The following is an 18,500-nucleotide window of genomic DNA, read 5'->3' as shown; positions in this document are numbered from 1 at the left end:
GCGGCGGGCCTGGTGAGCCGGTACCCGGGCGGCTCCGGGGAGTTCGACGGCAAGGTGGTGCTGATCACCGGCGGCAGCCGGGGGACGGGCCTCGCCACGGCGAGGCTGTTGCTGGGCGGCGGCGCGAGCGTGGTGATCACCGGACGGGACGAGACCAAGCCGGCGCGGGCCACGGCGGAGCCGGACGCGGGTGAGCGCCTCCTCGCGGTCCGCGCCGACGCCGGCGTGCCGGCCGAGCTGAAGCACCTGACGGGCGTGACCGGCGAGCGGTACGGGCGGTTGGACGGCGTGTTCGCCAACGCCGGGGCCGCCGTCTTCCGGCGCGGCGACGAGGTCACCGAGAAGGACTTCGACCGCACCGTGGACGTCAACTTCAAGGGCGTCTTCTTCACCGTCCAGTACGCGCTGCCGCTGCTCGACGCGGCGGGTGCGGGTCCGTCGTCCTCAACGCGAAGGGGCCCTGGTGGCCAGGTCCCCGGCAGCCCGGCCCGCAGCCTGGTCCTGCCAGGGCCAGGCTGCCGGTCGCCGCCGGGGCGACAATCCTCCTGTGAACACCACCATCACCCTGGGCGAGTTCCTCCGGACCAGGCGCGCCCGGCTCCGGCCCGAGGACGTCGACCTGCCGGACTTCGGCGGCCGCCGCCGGGTCGCCGGGCTGCGGCGGGAGGAGCTGGCGCAGCTCGCCGGGGTGAGCGTCGACTACTACACCCGGCTCGAACAGGGCCGTGTCGGCAACCCGTCCGAGGCGGTGCTCGACGCGCTGGCCCGCGGCCTGCGGCTCGACCCCGACGAGGTCCGCCACCTGCACCGGCTGGCCCGCCCCCGGCCCGCCCGCCGCGCCGGCCGGGGCCCGTCCGCGCAGCAGGGGCCGCAGCCGGTCCGGCCGATGCTCGCCCGGCTGCTGGAGCAACTGACCGATGCGCCCGCGATGGTGATGGGCCGTCGGATGGACGTACTGGCCTGGAACCGTGCCGCCTCCGCCCTCTTCGGCGACTTCGAGAGGCTCACCCCGGCGGAGCGGAACATCGCCCGGATCACCTTCCTCGACCCCGCCTCGCGCGAGCTGTACGCGGACTGGAGCTCCTGCGCGCGGGAGAACGTCGCCTTCCTCCACCTGGAGGCCGGGCGCCGGCCCGACGACCCGAGGCTGGCCGAGCTGATCGGCGAACTCTCCCTGCGCAGTGAGGAGTTCCGCCGATGGTGGGCGGAGCACCCGGTGCAGGACAAGACCTCCGGGCGCAAGCGCTTCCGCCACCCGCTGGTCGGCGGGCTGGACCTGGCCTACGACACGCTGCGCCCGGCCGACGATCCCGACCAGGCGCTGATCACCTACGCGGCCGATCCCGGCACGCCGTCGGACGACGCCCTGCGCATGCTGCTCTCCTGGTCCGCCGCCCCGGTCGCGTGAACACCGCCGTCACGGACGGGCGTTGAGTCGCGTCCTGGCGGGCGTGAGTCCGCGCTCTCGGGTGCGCGGCTGACGCCGAGCCGGCCGAGCAGGTCGTCCAGCATGTGGTCGAACAGCGGAAGGCAGTCGTCGAAGGTGGCGGCCAGGTGGCGGTAGACGGCCATGCAGAGCAGCCCGTAGATCTGCCGCCAGCACGTGATCATCAGCAGCGCGACGCCCGGCGGGTAGTCCGGTCCCAACAGTTCGCCGTACACCCGGAGTTGGCCGAGCAGCGCGGGGTCGATCTCCTCCTCGGCCGGGTACGCCAGCCGGCCGTCCTCCCGAAGCCGGGTGAACAGGATGCCGAAGAGGCCGCCGAGTTCGCGGACGAGCACCTGGTCCAGTGACCGTTCGGAGGCGGCGAGCCGGGCGTAGCCGGCGCCCATGATGATGTCGAACTCGGCGGGGTTGGCGACCGCCCAGTCCAGGACGGCACGGGTGGCGGCGTAGAGCTGGGCGCCCACGCCGTCGAAAGCGGCCCGCTGGGCCGCGGTGGCGACCTCGGCCACGAAGTCGACGGTGACGTCCTCGTAGACCGCCAGGACCAGGCCGCGCTTCCCGTCGAAGTACCGGTAGAGGGCGGGCGGGGAGACGCCCACGCCGCGGGCGACGGCGGAGAGGCTGAGCCCCTCCACACCGTGGGCGGCGGTGAGCCGGCGGGCCTCGGTCCGGGCGGCGCGTTCGAGTTCCGCCCGGAGCCGCTGGCGGCGGGTGGGGGGGCCGGATCCGCTGTCGTCCGGGGTGGTGCCCTGCATTCCTGCCGCCTCTTCCGTCGTGGGCATCGGCCGCCGCGGGCGGCAGCCGTTCTGGCGTCAACATCGTTCCTGTACGCACTCCTTCGAGTGCATCGGCTTGCGCTGGCGCCATGGTAGGTCGTTAATGGTCTTCACGAAGTGACGGTTATTCACCAAACGAGCCCGTCCATCGTCTCGAAGGCCTTCGTCCACCCCACCCGCCCTCTTCCCGGAGGAGTGCGCCCATGCGCCGCTTCCTGACCTCTCTGCTCACCCTCGGCTTCGCCGCCGTGCTGCCCGTCGCCGCCCCGGTGGCCGGCGCCGGCGCCGCCACGACCGGCACCGCCGCCTGCCCGTCGGGCTACCTCTGCGTCTGGGACCAGACCGAGTACCGCGGCAACATGTACAAGTTCAAGGACGCCAACTCCTGGGAGTCCTGGGCGATCAACAACCACGACGCCTCCTGGTACAACCACGGCACCTCGGGTCTGTGTGCCTTCGTCTGGCAGTACTCGGACTACTCGGGCTCCGTCAAGGTGATCAAGCCGGGCACCTCCTCCCCGAGCGACTCCGCCCACGCGCACCGGGGCAGCGCCAACAGCTGGGGCAACTGCTGACCCCACCGCACCGGCCACACCAGCCGGCCGGGCCTGCGCACCTCGCGCCGGCCCGGCCGGGGCGTCCCGGAACGGAGTGATCCACCGGTCGGACGCCACCAACTCGCCGCCGCCGACACGGAATCGACCTGATCGAGTGAGACCGGCCGGGACACGCCGAGCGGCCCGCCGGGGCGCTGCCAGGATCGGGGACCGCACCCGGCACCCCGCCCCCGGAACAGCGTGCTCCCACCCGCACCGCTGCGATCCCGACACGCCCGTCACCGGCTCGTCCGGCGGTCCGGGCTGCCCGTGCACAGCGCCAACCCCCGTACCAGCACCGGCCACCGGCCGCCGAACCGAGGGAGCAACGTGTCCGAGCCCAACGCGCAAGAGCCCGACACCGAAGAGCCCGGCACGAAGGAGCCCGGCCCGGGCCCGGCTCCGGAGCCGGACCACCCGGATCACCCGGATCACCCGGATCACTCGGATCACCCGGAACGCCCGCAAAACCAGGACCACCCGCAAAACCCGGCACGGCCCGAGCAGGACGAACGCGACGAGGAGCTGCGCCTGCGCTTCCCCGGCGACAACCGGGCCAAGGCCGGCGCCTCGATGTCCACCGCCGCCATGCTGCGCCGCCTTCCCCACCTGGTCCGCCGCGCCCTCGCCCTCGCCTGGGCCGCCGACCGCGCCTCCACCGTGCTGCTGTTGGCCTGCCAGCTGCTGGCCGGCATCTTCGGCGCCCTCGCCCTCTACGCCACCACCGGCACCCTGGACGCCCTGCTCGTTCCCGGCCCGGTCGCGGACCACCTGCACGCCGCCGCGCCGTCGCTCGTCCTGCTCACCACCGCGACGGGCCTGCGCGCCGTACTGGGCATCACCGTCGTCGGCCTCTCCGGCCGGGTCTCACCGCGGATCAACCGCGAGGCCGAACTGGCCCTGGTCGCCGCAGGCTGCGCGGCCGAGCTGAAGGCGTACGACGAGCCCGCCTACAACGAGCAGTGGGAGGCCGCCGACCGGGGCGCCTCCACCACGCCCGACCTGCTCTCCAACGCCCAGGACGTGATCGCCTCCACCGTCTCGCTCGCCGCCGCGGCAGGGGTGCTCGCCACCCTGCACCCCTGGCTGGTGCCCTTCCTGCTGCTCGGCTCCGTCCCGACCGGGGTGGCCGCCGTCCGGACCGCCCGGATCCACTACCTCGCGGCCGTCACCACCGACGAGGACCGCCAGGCCCTGCGGGTCTACCGCTGGTTCCTGGTCGACAAGGCCCGCGCCGACCAGGTCCGTTCGGACCAGGTCACCCCCTTCATGATGGCGAAGTACCGCCGCGCCGAGGCCAAGATCGTGGCGGCCACCGACCGGGCCACCCGGGAGGCGGCCCGGGTCTCCCTGCTCGCCGCGCTCGGCACCGGCGCCGGCAGTGCGCTGATCTGGGGCACCCTGCTCTTCCTGGTCGCCACCGGGCGGATCGACCTGGCCGCGGCCGGCACCGCCACCTTCGCGCTGCGCACCGCCGCCTCCGGTCTGCAGGGCGTGGTCGGCAACGGTGCGCGGCTCTACCGGATGGGCCTCTACCTCGACGACTACTTCACCTTCCTGGACGAGGCCGGCGGTCACCGCATCCGGCGTGGTGACCACACCCCCGACGCCCCCGCCGTGGTGGAGGTCCTCGGGCTCTCCCACGCCTACCCGGGCGAACAGCAGGAACCGGCGCTGCGGGACGTCAGCATGACGCTGCGCCGGGGCGAGGTGGTCGCGGTGATCGGGCAGAACGGCAGCGGAAAGTCCACCCTGCTCAAGCTGCTGGCCGGCCTCTACCTGCCGCAGCGGGGGCAGATCCTCTGGGACGGCGTGCCGGTCGAGCGGCTGGACGCCGAGGGGATGTGGACCAGGGTGGCGCGCGTCCCCCAGGAGTTCGCCCGCTGGCCGCTCGGCGCCGCCGAGAACATCCACCTGGGCCACCTCACCGACGACCTGATGGCCGAGGTGGAACGGGCCGCCCGGCAGACCGGGTTCGACGAGGTGGTGGCGCGGCTGCGCTCCGGCTGGCGCACCCTGCTGGCCCAGGGCTGGTGGGGCGGGGCCGAGTTGTCCGGCGGCGGCTGGCAGCGCGCGGCCGTCGCCCGGGCGCTCTACCGGACCACCCGCAGCCCGGGGCTGCTGATCCTGGACGAGCCGACCTCCGACCTCGACCCGCGCGCCGAGCACCGGATCCTGCACGCGCTGCGCGCACTCGCGCCCGGGCGGATCACCCTCCTGGTGACCCACAACATCGCCAACGCGGCGGTGGCGGACCGGGTGATCGTGATGGACGCGGGCAGGATCGTCCAGACCGGCACCTGGCAGGAGCTGGCCGCCCTGGAGGAGGGGCTCTTCCGGGAGCTGCTGGACCTCCAGCGCGACCGTTCGATCCCCGGCCAGCGCACCGCGGCGCCGTAGCCGGCGTCACCGGCACTGTCACCGTGCTCGCCGGCGCCGTAGCCGGCGGCACCGGCGGGGGCGCGCACCCCCGTATGACGGCGCGCCCGCCCGGACGGGGTCCGGGCGGGCGCGGCGTTCAGGACCGGTCTCCCGGTACTGCGCTCCTGGTATCGGCCAAACTGGTTACGGTGTGACCACTGGCTTACTGGTACTGCGTGGTGACGCTGACGCCGCTGAAGGACTGGGTGGCGGCGAGGCTGAAGTACACCCAGCCGGACGGCGGGTTGGTGATGGTCAGGGTCTCGCCGTTGCCCGCGCTGGTGGACTTGGCCAGGAAGTTGCTGGTGGTGGCCCAGCTGCTGCCGCCGTAGTACAGGTCCGCGTTGCCGGTGCCGCCGCTGCTGGTGATGGTCAGCTGCTTGACGCCGGCCGGCAGGTACATGAAGTGGTAGTCGTAGTTGCCGGTGGTGGCGGACAGGTTGTCCCGGTGGCAGTCCTTGTCGAACTGGCGGGGGTCGGCGATGGTGCAGACCGGGGTGGTCGGGGTGACCGGGCCGGTCGGGGCCTCCGGCAGCGGGCCGCAGTCGTTGGTGGCGCAGGCGGTCAGCCAGGCGTCGAAGCCGGCGTCGTAGCGGGTGCCGATGGTCTGCTTCAGGATGGTGCGGGCACCGTTCCAGTCGCCGGTGCGGTACTTGGCGAGGACGGCGTCCATGTCCGCGCGGTGCTCCTGGAGCATGTAGCGCACGGCCAGCCAGCCCCAGCGGTAGACGCGGTTGGAGTTGACGGTGGCGTCGGCGGTCTGGTCGTAGACGGTGTCGAACAGCTCGCTGAGCTTGTAGGTCTTCTTGGCGGCCTCGGCGATCGCGTCGTCGTTGCGCACGTTGCGGTAGCCGTACGAGATGCTCTCCGCGATGCCCTCGACCCACCAGATGGTCGGGGTGGTGATGCCGGCCTCGAAGTCGCCGTACATGTTGTAGCGGCCGTCGAGGTAGTGGGTGTACTCGTGGTTCAGGTTCCAGATCGAGAACGACGGCCGCAGCCAGGACGCCTCGTGGGCGATGAAGCGGGCCTGGTTGCCCGGCTTGCTCGGGTCGCCCTCCTCGTACATGCCGCCGTTGTCCACGTCGATGTCGTAGAAGGCCCAGGCGTACAGCGAGTACTGGTCGTAGTCGTCGAAGACGACGACCTCCAGGTTGGTGTTCACGTCGCCGGGGAGGGCGCCCTTGTCGCCGATGATCTTGTGGAAGTAGGCGTCCTCGTTGATCAGGCTGGTGCACGTGGTGGCCAGCTGGTCCGGGGACATGTCCTGGGCGCGGATCTTCAGGCCGTCGTTGCAGACCTTCTGCGTCGGCAGGACCACCGGGATCAGGCGGGTGCCCAGGTCGCAGATGCCGTAGGCGGAGCAGTTGCCCTTGTCGAACTGGCGGGTCGCCCAGCCCAGGTTCATGGTGATCGGGGCGGTCGGGCCGACGTTCGGGTAGCGGTTGATCAGGTCCTTCAGCAGCGGCCGGAGCGGGGTCTTGAGCTCGGGGACCTGGAGCGCGTAGCCGAGGTAGCGGCCGATGTTGCTGACGACGTCCCAGCGGTTCAGCAGCGGGCCGTTGCGGGTGATGAAGTCCGACCAGGTGTTGAGGACGGTCGGGTCGGCCTTGAGCGCGGCCTTGAACCCCTGGGGGTCGCCGCCCTTCTCGTCGAAGGCCTCCTTGAGGATCCACTCCAGGTGCTCGACGGACTGGGTCATCGACGCCGACCAGCTGCCGCCGTAGTTGGCCAGCAGCCACTTGACGACGCCGGCGTACCGGCCGAGCGAGCGCGCCTGGCCGATCACGGTGACGACCTCGTTGAGGGTGTCGCCGTTGGCGCTGGTGACGTCCTTGCTGTGCGGGTTGGCGAAGAAGGCGTCCAGCGCGCCGTGGATGGCGGTGTCCAGCGCGGTGCCGTAGGTGCCGACGACGTTCGGGTACGTGTCGTGGACGTAGTAGCCGGCGCGCAGGAACATCACCAGCTGGCCGACGGAGGTGCTGTTGTCGCCCGGGTAGGTGGCGGAGGCGTCGCGCAGCGCGTTGGCGACGGTCACCATCTGGGACTCGGTGAAGGTCTTCGCGGCGGCGTCGCCGGTGAGGTTGAACAGCGGGTAGACACACGGGACGTTCGGCAGTGCCTTGAGCTGCTGGATCAGCGCGCTGCCCGTGGCGGTGATCCCTCCGGAGACGTCCGGACAGGTCTCCCCGGCGGCGGCGGAGAACTGCTTGGCCGCCCTGGCGGGCGCGGTGGCCGGCGCGGCCGGCGCCTTGGCCGACTCGGCGGTGTCCTGTGCGGAGATCTTGAAGGGGCTGTTGGTCTTCGCGTCGGGCGACTTCGGGACCGGGATCGACCGCGGGGTCGAGGGGGTGGCGCTGGTGCCGGCCGGTGCCGTGGCGCCGACGGGGGCGGCCTGGCTCGCCGGAGCGAAAAGGCCGAGCGAGATGAGGAAGGCGGCGCCGAGCGCAGGGAGCGTGCGCGCGTTGACCTTCGATATCCGGGAGGGACGCATCTGTGGGGGCCTCCGGGGCCGTTCGGGGCCGCGGTTTGGGGCGCGGCCACTCGATGTGTGACATGTAAAATGGCACATTGCGTACGGCGGTGGAAGACCTGGGAACGGATTGGTGTGCAGTGAAACCGAAACGTTGTCAGGGGCCGGTGATGTGGAGGCTTTCGGGGCCCGTCGGCCGGATTGGACCGAATCCAGCCAGGTTTCCCGAAGCTCCGTAAGATCCCGGAATGCCTGTTGACCCCGGGCCGTCCCGGGCGTCCCGGGGTCGGCTACGCCGCCACCGCCCGCGTGTGGGCGCGCGGGCGGGGTCGGCGCGGCGTACTCCGGCGGCGCGGAGGGATCGGTCGAGAGGTCCGCCGGCGCGGGCAGGCGCAGGATCCGGGCGACCATTCGACCCCGGCGCCATCGGCGATCCGGTCACGGTCGCTCACCCGTGTCGATCACGACATCCCGTTGGGACCACTGTGCCCGACAGGGCGTGAGGAATAAGCAGGAGCCCATGCTTAGCTGTTGCAACTGATACGCAATAGTGTGGACCCGGCACGATCACCACCGTTCAACCCGCCGAAAGGGGCTGTGTCCTGATGGGCACCTACTCGCTTCCCGACCTGCCGTACGACTACTCCGCGCTGGAGCGGGCGATGTCGGCCGAGATCCTGGAGCTGCACCACTCCAAGCACCACGCCGCCTACGTCAAGGGCGCGAACGACACCCTGGAGCAGCTCGCCGAGGCGCGCGACAAGGAGCAGTTCGGCGGTCTGGTCGGCCTTCAGAAGACCTTCGCCTTCCACCTGTCCGGCCACGTGCTGCACTCGCTGTTCTGGCAGAACCTCTCCCCGGAGGGCGGCGACCGCCCCGAGGGCGGGCTGGCCGACGCCATCACCGAGCACTTCGGCAGCTTCGAGGCCTTCAAGAAGCAGCTCACCACCGCCACCACCGGCGTCCAGGGCTCCGGCTGGGGCATCCTCTCCTGGGAGCCGCTCGGCAAGCGCCTGATCGTCGAGCAGGTCTACGACCACCACGGCAACGTCGGCCAGGGCACCACCCCGCTGCTCGCCTTCGACGCCTGGGAGCACGCCTACTACCTCCAGTACCGCAACGTCCGCCCGGACTACGTCACCCGCCTGTGGGACGTCGTCAACTGGCAGGACGTGACGGAGCGTTTCACCGCCGCCACGTCCGCCTGACGCGAGGGCGGCAACAGGAATGCCCCGGACCGATTCGGCCCGGGGCATTCCCCGTGGGCGCCGGCCCCCGCCGTGCCGGGGTTCAGGCGGGGCGGGTCAGGTCAGGCGGTGCGGGGTCCAGGCGGGGCGCCCGGCTGCACGGACCTACGGGGCGCCGAAGAAGCCGTCGAGGATCTGCTGCGCGGCCAGGCCCGCCGGGAGGGTGCCCGCCCGGACCTGGGCCTCCAGCTCCGGGGCGAGCCGCTGCACCTGCGGGTGTTCGTGCAGCCTGGCGAACAGCTGGTCGTGGACCATCGCCCACGTCCACTCCACCTGCTGCTCCCGCCGCTTGGCCGCCAGCGCGCCGGTGGCGTCGAGGACCTTGCGGTGCTGCTGGAGACGCTCCCAGAGCACGTCCAGCCCGGCGCCGTCCCGGCCGCTGCAGGTCAGCACCGGCGGCGTCCACGGCGCGTCCGGGGCCTGCAACAGCCGCAGCGCGCCCGCGAGTTCACGGGCCGCGCCCTTCGCATCGGTCTCGTGCGGGCCGTCCGCCTTGTTCACCGCGATGACGTCCGCCAGCTCCAGCACGCCCTTCTTGATGCCCTGGAGCTGGTCCCCGGTGCGGGCCAGCGAGAGCAGCAGGAAGGAGTCGACCATGCCGGCCACCGTGGTTTCCGACTGCCCGACGCCGACCGTCTCGATCAGCACCACGTCGTAACCGGCCGCCTCCATCACCACCATCGACTCGCGGGTGGCCTTGGCGACCCCGCCGAGGGTTCCGGACGTCGGCGAGGGACGGACGAAGGCGTCCGGGTCGACCGCCAGGCGCTCCATCCGGGTCTTGTCGCCCAGGATGGAGCCGCCGGTGCGGCTGGACGTCGGGTCGACGGCGAGCACCGCGACCCGGTGGCCCAGTCCCGTCAGCATGGTGCCGAAGGAGTCGATGAAGGTCGACTTGCCGACACCGGGCACGCCGGTGATACCCACCCGGACCGCCCCGCCCGCGTGCGGCAGCAGCCGCCGGAGCAGCTGCTGCGCCAGCGCGCGGTGGTCGGGCCGGGTGGACTCGACGAGGGTGACGGCCCGCGCGATCCAGGCGCGCGAGCCCTCCAGGACACCCGTCACGTAGCTGTCGAGGTCGATCGTCCTCGGTGGCATCGGCTAGAGGCTCCGGCTCACAGCTCGTGGCCGAGATCGGCCGCCAGCGACTTCAGCAGGTCGTACGCGGCGTCCGGGATCACCGTGCCGGGCGGGAAGACCGCCGCGGCGCCCGCCTCGTACAGCGCGTCGAAGTCGCCGGGCGGGATGACCCCGCCGACCACGATGGTGATGTCCTCCCGGCCGGCCGCGGCCAGCTCGGCACGGAGCGCCGGCACCAGGGTGAGGTGCCCGGCGGCCAGCGAGGAGACGCCGACGATGTGCACGTCCGCCTCGACGGCCTGGCGGGCCACCTCGGCCGGGGTCTGGAACAGCGGGCCCACGTCCACCGTGAAACCGAGGTCGGCGAAGGCGGTCGCGATCACCTTCTGCCCGCGGTCGTGGCCGTCCTGGCCCATCTTGGCGACCAGGATGCGCGGCCGCCGGCCCTCGGCCTGCTCGAACCGCTCGACCAGGTCCCGGGTGCGCTGGAGGGGCGCGGACGCCCCGGCTTCGTCTCGGTACACACCCGAGATCGTACGGATCTGGCCCGAGTGCCGGCCGTACACCTTCTCCAGGGCGTCCGAGATCTCGCCGACGGTGGCCTTGGCCCGGGCCGCGTTCACGGCCAGGTGCAGCAGGTTGCCGTCCAGCGAACCGCCGCGCTGCGGACCGGCCTCGGCGGCCCGGGTCAGCGCGTTCAGCGCGTCCTGGGTCGCGGCCTCGTCGCGCTCGTCGCGCAGCCGGCGCAGCTTCTCGATCTGCCGGGCCCGCACCGAGGAGTTGTCGACCTTGAGCACGTCGATCTGCTCGTCGCTGTCCACCCGGTACTTGTTGACGCCGATCACCGGCTGGCGGCCGGAGTCGATCCGCGCCTGGGTCCGGGCCGCGGCCTCCTCCACGCGCAGCTTGGGGATGCCCGCGTCGATCGCCTTGGCCATGCCGCCGGCCGCCTCCACCTCCTGGATGTGCTGCCAGGCGCGGCGGGCCAGGTCGTGGGTCAGCTTCTCGACGTACGCGGAACCGCCCCACGGGTCGATGACCCGGCAGGTGCCGGACTCCTGCTGGAGCAGCAGCTGGGTGTTGCGGGCGATCCGGGCCGAGAAGTCGGTCGGCAGGGCAAGCGCCTCGTCGAGCGCGTTGGTGTGCAGCGACTGGGTGTGGCCCTGGGTCGCCGCCATCGCCTCCACACAGGTGCGGGTGACGTTGTTGAACACGTCCTGCGCGGTGAGCGACCAGCCGGAGGTCTGCGAATGGGTGCGCAGCGACAGCGACTTGGTGTTCTTCGGGTCGAACTGCTTGACCAGCTTGGCCCAGAGCAGACGGGCCGCGCGCAGCTTGGCGACCTCCATGAAGAAGTTCATCCCGATCGCCCAGAAGAACGACAGCCGCGGCGCGAAGGCGTCCACGTCCAGCCCGACGTCCAGGCCCGCCCGCAGGTACTCCACGCCGTCGGCCAGGGTGTAGGCCAGCTCCAGGTCGGCGGTGGCCCCGGCCTCCTGGATGTGGTAGCCGGAGATGGAGATCGAGTTGTACCGCGGCATCTTCTGCGAGGTGTACGCGAAGATGTCCGAGATGATCCGCATCGACGGCTGCGGCGGGTAGATGTAGGTGTTGCGGACCATGAACTCCTTGAGGATGTCGTTCTGGATGGTCCCCGCCAGCTTCTCCGGCGGCACCCCCTGCTCCTCGGCGGCCACGATGTACAGCGCCAGCACGGGCAGCACCGCGCCGTTCATGGTCATCGACACCGACATCCTGTCCAGCGGGATGCCGTCGAAGAGCTGGCGCATGTCGTAGATGGAGTCGATCGCCACGCCCGCCATGCCGACGTCGCCGGTGACCCGCGGGTGGTCGCTGTCGTAGCCGCGGTGGGTCGGCAGGTCGAAGGCGACCGAGAGGCCCTTCTGGCCGGCCGCCAGGTTGCGGCGGTAGAAGGCGTTGGACTCCTCGGCGGTGGAGAAGCCGGCGTACTGGCGGACCGTCCACGGCTGGTTGACGTACATCGTCGGGTACGGGCCGCGCAGGTACGGGGCGATGCCCGGGTAGGTGCCCAGGAAGTCCAGGCCCGCCAGGTCGTCCGCGGTGTACAGCGGCTTGACGCCGATGCCCTCGGGAGTGTCCCAGAGCAGCTCGTCGACGTCCTTGCCGGTGGCCTGCCGCCAGGCGGTGCGCCACTGCCCGTCGGTGACGTCCGCGGCGGCGTCCCCGTCCAGCCCGATTCCGGTGAAGTCGGGGATCATCACGCCACTCCGCTTTCGTCGGGGCTTGCGCCCGTGATCTCGTCCAGCAGGCCGCCCAGGGTCGCGACGGCGTCGCCGCCCGCGAACACGAACTCGTCCACACCGGCCGCTTCGTAGGCCTCCTGCTGCTCGCCGGGCCGGCCGGCCAGCAGCACCCGCCGGGCGCCCGCGGCCTTCAGCGCCGCGGTCACCGCCCCGGCGTGCTCGCCGTACAGCGGGTCACTGGAGCAGAGGCAGGCCACCCGCGCGCCGGAGGCGGCGAACGCCTCGGCGAACGCGGCCGGGTCGGTGGACTCGACGGCCGTCGTCGCGATGCCGCCGGCCTGGAACAGGTTGGCCGCGAAGGTGGTCCGCGCGGTGTGCGCGGCGGCGGACCCGATCGAGGCCAGGAAGAGCCGCGGCCGGGCGCCGGTGGCTTCGAGGACGGCGTCCGAACGGTCCCGCAGCGCCTCGTACGCCTCGGCGCGCCGCACCCGCGGCAGCCCGCCGCCCGGCCCGGCCGGGCCCGGCTCGCGGACCAGCGGCTGCTCGTCCAGGTTCGGGAACTCGCTGACACCGGTGACCGGTTCGCGGCGCTTGGCCAGCCTGACCGAACGCTCCGCCCAGGTCGCGGCGATCCGCTCGCCGACCAGGCCCGAGGCCAGCGCGGCCGCCTGGCCGCCGGCCCGCTCGATCTCCTGGAACCACGCCCAGGCGGCGTGCGCCAGCTCGTCCGTCAGCTGCTCCACGTACCAGGAACCGCCCGCCGGGTCGACCACCCGGGCCAGGTGCGACTCCTCCAGCAGGACGGACTGGGTGTTGCGGGCGATCCGTCGGGCGAACGCGTCCGACAGGCCCAGCGCGCTGTCGAACGGCTGGACGCTCACCGCGTCCGCGCCGCCGACCCCGGCGGCCAGGCAGGCCACCGTGGTGCGCAGCATGTTCACCCACGGATCGCGCGCGGTCATCATCACGGCCGAGGTGACGGCGTGCTGACGCTGCGCCGACGCGTCCGGGGCGGCCCCCGACACCTCGGCCACCCGGGCCCAGAGGCGGCGCGCCGCCCGGAACTTGGCGATCGTCAGGAACTGGTCGGCGTCGGCCGCGTACCGGAACTCCAGCTGGCCGAGCGCGGCGTCGACGGAGAGTCCGGCGCCGGTCAGCGCACGCAGGTAGGCGACGCCGGTGGCGAGCGAGCAGCCCAGCTCCTGCGCGGGCGAGGCGCCGGCCTCGTGGTACGGCAGGGCGTCGACCGTCAGCGCGCGCAGGCCCGGGTAGCCGACGGCGCAGCGCGCGGCGAGCGCGGTGGCGTCGGTGAGCAGCGCGTCGGTGCGCCCGGCGTCGCCGGTGCGGGCCGCCAGGCCCAGCGGGTCGGCGCCCAGGTTGCCGGCGGCGGCGCCGGGGGAGACCTCGCGCTCCTGGTACAGCTTGAACAACTGCTCGGCGGCCTCGGCGAATTCGGCGCCCGCGTCGAGCACCACGCCGGCCAGGTCCAGGTAGACGCTGGTCAGCGCCTGCGGCAGTGCCGCGACCGGCAGGCGGTCGCCGCCCAGTTCGAGCCAGAGCGAGCTGCCGCCGTTCTCCAGGTCGGCGAGGACCGCCTCGTTGGCGCGCCGCGGGTCGGGGTCGGCGTGGCGCTGGCGGACGTCCCAGCCGGCGACCGAGGAGCCCTGCGGCCGGCCGCCGCGGACGAACGGGGGGAAGCCGGGGTAACCGGGCTCGGCCGCGGTGTCCTCGGCGGTGTACAGCGGGCGGGCGCGCAGCCCGTCCTGGAGGCCTGTGGTGAGCGCCTGCTCGGCGGCGGCGCCGTCCTCAGGCTGGGCACCGGACTTGCGCAGCACGCCCTCGACGAGCTGCTGCCACTGCTCACGGTGCGCGGCCGGGAACTCGGCAGCGAGGGGGAGCCCTTCGGGCGGGACCTTCATGACCGCAGGTTAGCGCCCGTTAGCGAGGGCGCAGGAGGGGAGACGCGTGTGACCTTGCCCTCGATTCGGCGAGGCCTCAGCACTCCGGGCGGCGAGGAGTGCCGCAGGCGGCGGCACCCGAGGTCAGGGCCGGTGTCACGGAGCACGGTCGGTCGCCCGGAGCGGCCCGGAACAGGGGGAAGGCCGAACCCCGCCCCTCATCTCCTGAGCCGCTTCGAAGAAGGCGGGTGGGGACGGTGTCCCGCGTACGTCCCGGCTCGCCGTCGCCGTGCCCTTCGCACTTTTCGGCGCCTCGAACTGAACCCGCGAACCCCCCTAGAACGTTCTTCCAGTGTCCCTCCAGTACCTCCCGAAGGAGAGCCCACCGCCATGGGAAAGCGTCGCAAGCTCAGCCCCCCGAGCCGGGCCCGCCTGGTGGTCCTCACCACGGCCGTGGCCGGCGGCGCGGTGCTCGCCTCCGGTACGGCCCACGCCGAGCCCACCCCCACCCTCGCCTCCGTCAAGGAACAGGTGGACCAGCTCAACCAGGAGGCCGAGCAGTCCGTCGAGCGCTACAACGGCTTCCAGGCGAAGCAGCAGAAGCTCCAGGGCGAGGCCGGCCGGATCCAGGAGAAGGTCGCCCGCGGCCAGGAGGCCATGAACGAACTGCGCACCCGGCTCGGCGTGGTGGCCGCCGACCAGTACCGCAGCAACGGCATGGACCCGGGCATCCAGCTCATGCTCGACTCCGACCCGGCCGCCTACCTGGAGCGCGCCTCGGTGCAGAACCAGGTCGCCGACTCCCAGACGAACCTGCTCAAGCAGGCCCAGGACGAACAGCGCAAGCTCGACCAGGACCGCACCGAGGCCGCCGCCACCCTCGCCGAACTCGACGCCGTCGGTGCCTCGCTCGGGGCGCAGAAGAGTCAGGTCCAGGCCAAGCTCGCCCAGGCCCAGGCCCTGCTCAACAAGCTCAGCGCCGCCGACCGTGCCAAGATCAACGCCCAGGAGTCCGCCGACAAGGCCAAGGCCGCCGCCCAGCAGGCCGCCGCCGCCGACCGCGCCTCCCGCTCCGCCGAACGGCCCGACATGAACACCCCGCCGCCGGCCACCGGTGGCCGCGCCGCCACCATCATCCAGTTCGCCAGCGCACAGCTCGGCAAGCCCTACGGCTGGAGCATGACCGGCCCCAACAGCTTCGACTGCTCCGGTCTCACCGGCGCCGCCTACCGCGCGGCCGGCGTCAAGCTCCCCCGGATGTCCCAGGACCAGTGGAACGCCGGCGCCCGCATCGCCCGTGGCGACCTCCAGCCCGGTGACCTGGTCTTCTTCTACGACGACCTGCACCACGTGGGCATCTACATCGGCGACGGCAAGATGATCCACGCCCCCCGCACCGGCAAGAACATCGAGGTCCTCCCGATCGGCGTCATGCCCTACATGGGCGCCGTCCGGCCGTAGCGGCAGTCGGGGGGCGATCCGCCTCCCGGGGGCCTGCGCCGGATGGCCTGCGCCCACCCGCCGGACTCCGCCGTGGCCCTGCCGAAAGGCCCCCGCCCGTGGCCCGCTCCTGCCCCGCCCGTCGTACGGGCGGGGCGCGGCGCGGCCCCGGCGTCGGGGGCCGCTTTATTTTTCCGCTCGCGGTTAGCAAGCTGGCGTAGATAGAGAGTGCGTGCAACTATTGCAGATGGTGCACAGTTGTCGTGGACCGCCGTCGCAGCACGCACAGGGCCCTCTCGTGTCACGTTTCCAGGAGTTGCCATGACCTCTCTCTTCACCCCCCTCGCCCTCAGGTCGCTCAGCATCCCCAATCGCGTCTGGATGGCGGCGATGTGCCAGTACAGCGCGGCCCCGGACGGGGACGCGGTCGGCGAGCCCACGGACTGGCACTTCGCGCACCTGGCGGCCCGCGCCGCCGGCGGGACCGGGCTGATCATCACCGAGGCCACCGCCGTCAGCCCCGAGGGGCGCATCTCCCCCTACGACCTCGGCATCTGGAACGACACCCAGGCCGCCGCGTTCCGGCGCATCACCGCCTTCCTCAAGACCCAGGGCAGCGTCCCGGCCATCCAGCTGGCCCACGCCGGACGGAAGGCGTCGACCGAGCGCACCTGGGTGGACCGCGGGCGGCCGATCGCCCCCGACGAGGGCCACGGCTGGACTCCCGTCGCCCCCAGCGCCGTCGCCTTCAGCGAGAAGTCGACGACGCCGGTGGAACTCACCCGGGAGCAGATCGGCGAGGTCGTCCGGCAGTTCGCCGACGCCGCCCGCCGCGCGCTCGCCGCCGGCTTCGAGGTCGTCGAGATCCACGGCGCCCACGGCTACCTCGTCCACCAGTTCCTCTCCCCGTTCAGCAACCACCGCACCGACGAGTACGGTGGATCCTTCGAGGGGCGCATTCGCTTCGCCCTGGAGGTCGTCGACGCGGTCCGCGCCGTATGGCCGGACGACCTGCCGGTCCTGTTCCGCGTCTCCGCGACCGACTGGCTGGAGGAGAACCCCGAGGACGACCGCGCGGGCTGGACCGCCGACGACACCGTCCGGCTCGCGAAGGAGCTCCAGGCGCACGGCGTGGACCTGCTGGACGTCTCCACCGGCGGCAACGTGCCCGACGCGAAGGTCGTGGCGGGCCCCGGCTACCAGGTGCCCTTCGCCGAACGGGTCCGCCGGGAGACGGGCATGCCCACGGCGGCGGTCGGCATGATCACCGAACCCGTCCAGGCGCAGGGCATTCTCGCCGCCGGGCAGGCCGACGCCGCCCTGCTGGCCCGCGAGCTGCTGCGCGACCCCTACTGGGCGCGCCGGGCCGCCCGTGAACTCGGCGGCGAGGTCGCCTCCCCGGTCCAGTACCACCGGGCCTGAGCTGGGCATGAGCTGGGCCTGAGCCGGGCTGGCCCCGGGCCTGACCCAGGCTGGTTCGCGGGCGAGCGGCGTGGTGGCCGCAGTGCCACCAAGGAACCGCCACGGACCTGCGCGAGCACGGAGGCAGGTCGGGGCCGTCGAGAGGATGCGCGATCCGGCATCGGCCGGAGAATCGGTGCGAGACGGTCCCCGCACAACCCGCCCCGTCTCCCCGGCGACACCACCGGGGAGACGGGACGCGAACGCGTTGACGGGCCACACTCCGGGATCTCGGAGGGGTCGGTGAGGCAGTCCTTCTGACTTGGCGTCAACAGCGACACCGTTGCGTTAGGCCCGAGCCCCGAGGCCTGCGGCGCAACGGCGTTATGGCAAACCCCATGACAACCCTGTCACTTCGTCAACCTCGTGAATGCGCCCTAGGGCGCGTATTCGGTCGTGATCAAGGGGTGACCATGGTGAGGTCTTTGATCCAGATCATCGCGCCCCGAAGGCGGAGGCCGGCGAGGTAGCTGGCGGGGGTCTTGTCGTACCGGGTCGCGATGCCTCGCCAGGCCTTCAGCTTGTTGATCAGGCGCTCGACGGTGTTCCGCTCCTTGTACAGGTCGGCGTCGTGGCTGACGGGTCGGCCGCCCCGGCTGCCCTTCTTCTTCCGGTTGGCGGCCTGGTCCTTCTTCTCCGGGATGACCGCCTTGATGCGGCGACCGCGCAGGTGGGCGCGGTTGCCGCGGGACGAGTAGGCCTTGTCCCCGGCGACCGCGTCGGGTCGGGTGCGGGGACGGCCGACCGGCCCGCGGACCCGTAACTTCTTGAGCACGGGGATGAACTGCGGGCTGTCGGCAGCCTGCCCCTCGGTCAGCACGAACACCAGCGGACGGCACTTCCGGTCGCCGGCGACATGGATCTTGCTCGTCTGCCCGCCCCTGGAGCGTCCGAGCAGGGCGGCCTTCAGTCGCAGCTTGCGCCGCCGCCGGGCGCGTCGTCGTTCTTCGCGTTCCGGATCGACTGCAGTGTCCTGTCCGTCTTGTTCCTCCGGGCCGCCCCTTTTTGTCGGGCCTTCTCCGCCTCGTCGGCGGCCTTTTCCAGGGCCGTCACGGCCTCGGGGGCCAGGTGCATCCCGGCGGCGTCGTGGTGGGCCCGAACGGTGGTGGAATCCACGCTGACCAGCGACAAGTCCACCTCGCCCCGCTTCGCGGCCTCCGCGATCGCGCCCTCCAGCAGGGCTTCGAAGACACCGGCATCCCTCCACTGCCGGAAACGGTTGGAGACGGTCGACCAGGCACCGAACTCCGCCGGCATCTCCCGCCACTGCCCGCCCGTCTTGAAGCGCCAGATCACGCCCTCGAACTGCTGCCGCAGCCGCTCGGGGTACGGGCCGTACTCGCCGATCGGCAGGTACGGCCCGATGAACTCCCACTCTGCATCCGTCAGTTGCACTCGCGTCACGCGACATGATCTACCGGATTAGGCCTCGCTGT

The 18,500-nt window shown here is 72.2% G+C and carries 11 protein-coding genes and 1 pseudogene; 6 read left to right on the top strand and 6 right to left on the bottom strand.

Going from position 1 to position 18,500, the window contains the following annotated elements; all coding sequences use genetic code 11:
• Window positions 1–547: 547 nt before the first annotated feature.
• On the top strand, window positions 548–1,408 hold the full coding sequence (locus C2142_RS33120; RefSeq protein ID WP_148646490.1) for a helix-turn-helix transcriptional regulator: 861 nt from the start codon (window positions 548–550) through the stop codon (window positions 1,406–1,408).
• Here the strand turns inward: C2142_RS33120 and C2142_RS33115 are convergent.
• On the bottom strand, window positions 1,330–2,202 hold the full coding sequence (locus tag C2142_RS33115; RefSeq protein WP_148646489.1) for a TetR/AcrR family transcriptional regulator: 873 nt from the start codon (window positions 2,200–2,202) through the stop codon (window positions 1,330–1,332). The two genes, C2142_RS33120 and C2142_RS33115, sit on opposite strands and share 79 nt — an antisense overlap.
• A 224-nt stretch (window positions 2,203–2,426) precedes the next feature.
• Here C2142_RS33115 and C2142_RS33110 point away from each other — a divergent pair, with 224 nt between their 5' ends.
• Window positions 2,427–2,798 (top strand): peptidase inhibitor family I36 protein, encoded by a 372-nt coding sequence (locus tag C2142_RS33110; protein ID WP_148646488.1) that lies wholly within the window; start codon window positions 2,427–2,429, stop codon window positions 2,796–2,798.
• A gap of 351 nt (window positions 2,799–3,149) precedes the next feature.
• Window positions 3,150–5,219, top strand: a complete 2,070-nt coding sequence (locus C2142_RS33105; protein WP_241002922.1) for an ABC transporter ATP-binding protein — start codon at window positions 3,150–3,152, stop codon at window positions 5,217–5,219.
• Window positions 5,220–5,403: 184 nt separating this feature from the next.
• Here C2142_RS33105 and C2142_RS33100 read toward each other — a convergent pair whose 3' ends face one another.
• Window positions 5,404–7,734, bottom strand: coding sequence for a M9 family metallopeptidase (locus C2142_RS33100; RefSeq protein ID WP_148646487.1), 2,331 nt, complete (start codon window positions 7,732–7,734; stop codon window positions 5,404–5,406).
• A gap of 584 nt (window positions 7,735–8,318) precedes the next feature.
• Here C2142_RS33100 and C2142_RS33095 point away from each other — a divergent pair.
• Entirely contained in the window at window positions 8,319–8,921 is a 603-nt protein-coding gene (locus C2142_RS33095; protein ID WP_148646486.1) for a superoxide dismutase, read from the top strand.
• A 144-nt stretch (window positions 8,922–9,065) separates the two neighbouring features.
• Here the strand turns inward: C2142_RS33095 and meaB are convergent, their stop codons facing one another.
• From meaB to C2142_RS33080, 3 genes are read right to left on the bottom strand one after another with little or no spacing between them, the layout of a single operon-like run.
• Window positions 9,066–10,058 (bottom strand): methylmalonyl Co-A mutase-associated GTPase MeaB, encoded by a 993-nt coding sequence (gene meaB, locus C2142_RS33090; protein ID WP_148646485.1) that lies wholly within the window; start codon window positions 10,056–10,058, stop codon window positions 9,066–9,068.
• 17 nt (window positions 10,059–10,075) lie between these two features.
• Entirely contained in the window at window positions 10,076–12,280 is a 2,205-nt protein-coding gene (gene scpA / locus C2142_RS33085) for a methylmalonyl-CoA mutase (RefSeq protein WP_241002921.1), read from the bottom strand.
• A complete protein-coding gene (locus C2142_RS33080) occupies window positions 12,280–14,184 on the bottom strand; it encodes a methylmalonyl-CoA mutase family protein (RefSeq protein ID WP_148646483.1) in 1,905 nt (634 codons plus the stop codon). Before C2142_RS33080 ends, scpA begins: the two co-directional genes overlap by 1 nt.
• A gap of 369 nt (window positions 14,185–14,553) precedes the next feature.
• Between C2142_RS33080 and C2142_RS33075 the strand changes: the two genes are divergently transcribed.
• Window positions 14,554–15,624: a C40 family peptidase gene (locus tag C2142_RS33075; RefSeq protein ID WP_148646482.1), complete on the top strand. Its 1,071-nt coding sequence runs from the start codon at window positions 14,554–14,556 to the stop codon at window positions 15,622–15,624.
• Between the two features lie 300 nt (window positions 15,625–15,924).
• On the top strand, window positions 15,925–17,025 hold the full coding sequence (locus tag C2142_RS33070; protein ID WP_148646481.1) for an NADH:flavin oxidoreductase/NADH oxidase: 1,101 nt from the start codon (window positions 15,925–15,927) through the stop codon (window positions 17,023–17,025).
• A 439-nt stretch (window positions 17,026–17,464) separates the two neighbouring features.
• Here the strand turns inward: C2142_RS33070 and C2142_RS33065 are convergent.
• Window positions 17,465–18,468, bottom strand: a pseudogene (locus C2142_RS33065) (IS5 family transposase).
• Between the last annotated feature and the right edge of the window lie 32 nt (window positions 18,469–18,500).

It is taken from the genome of Streptomyces sp. CB01881 (assembly GCF_002953255.1).
Lineage (GTDB): Bacteria > Actinomycetota > Actinomycetes > Streptomycetales > Streptomycetaceae > Kitasatospora.
The sequence above is the reverse complement of the archived record's forward strand: the minus strand, read 5'-3'. Positions and strand labels throughout refer to the sequence as shown.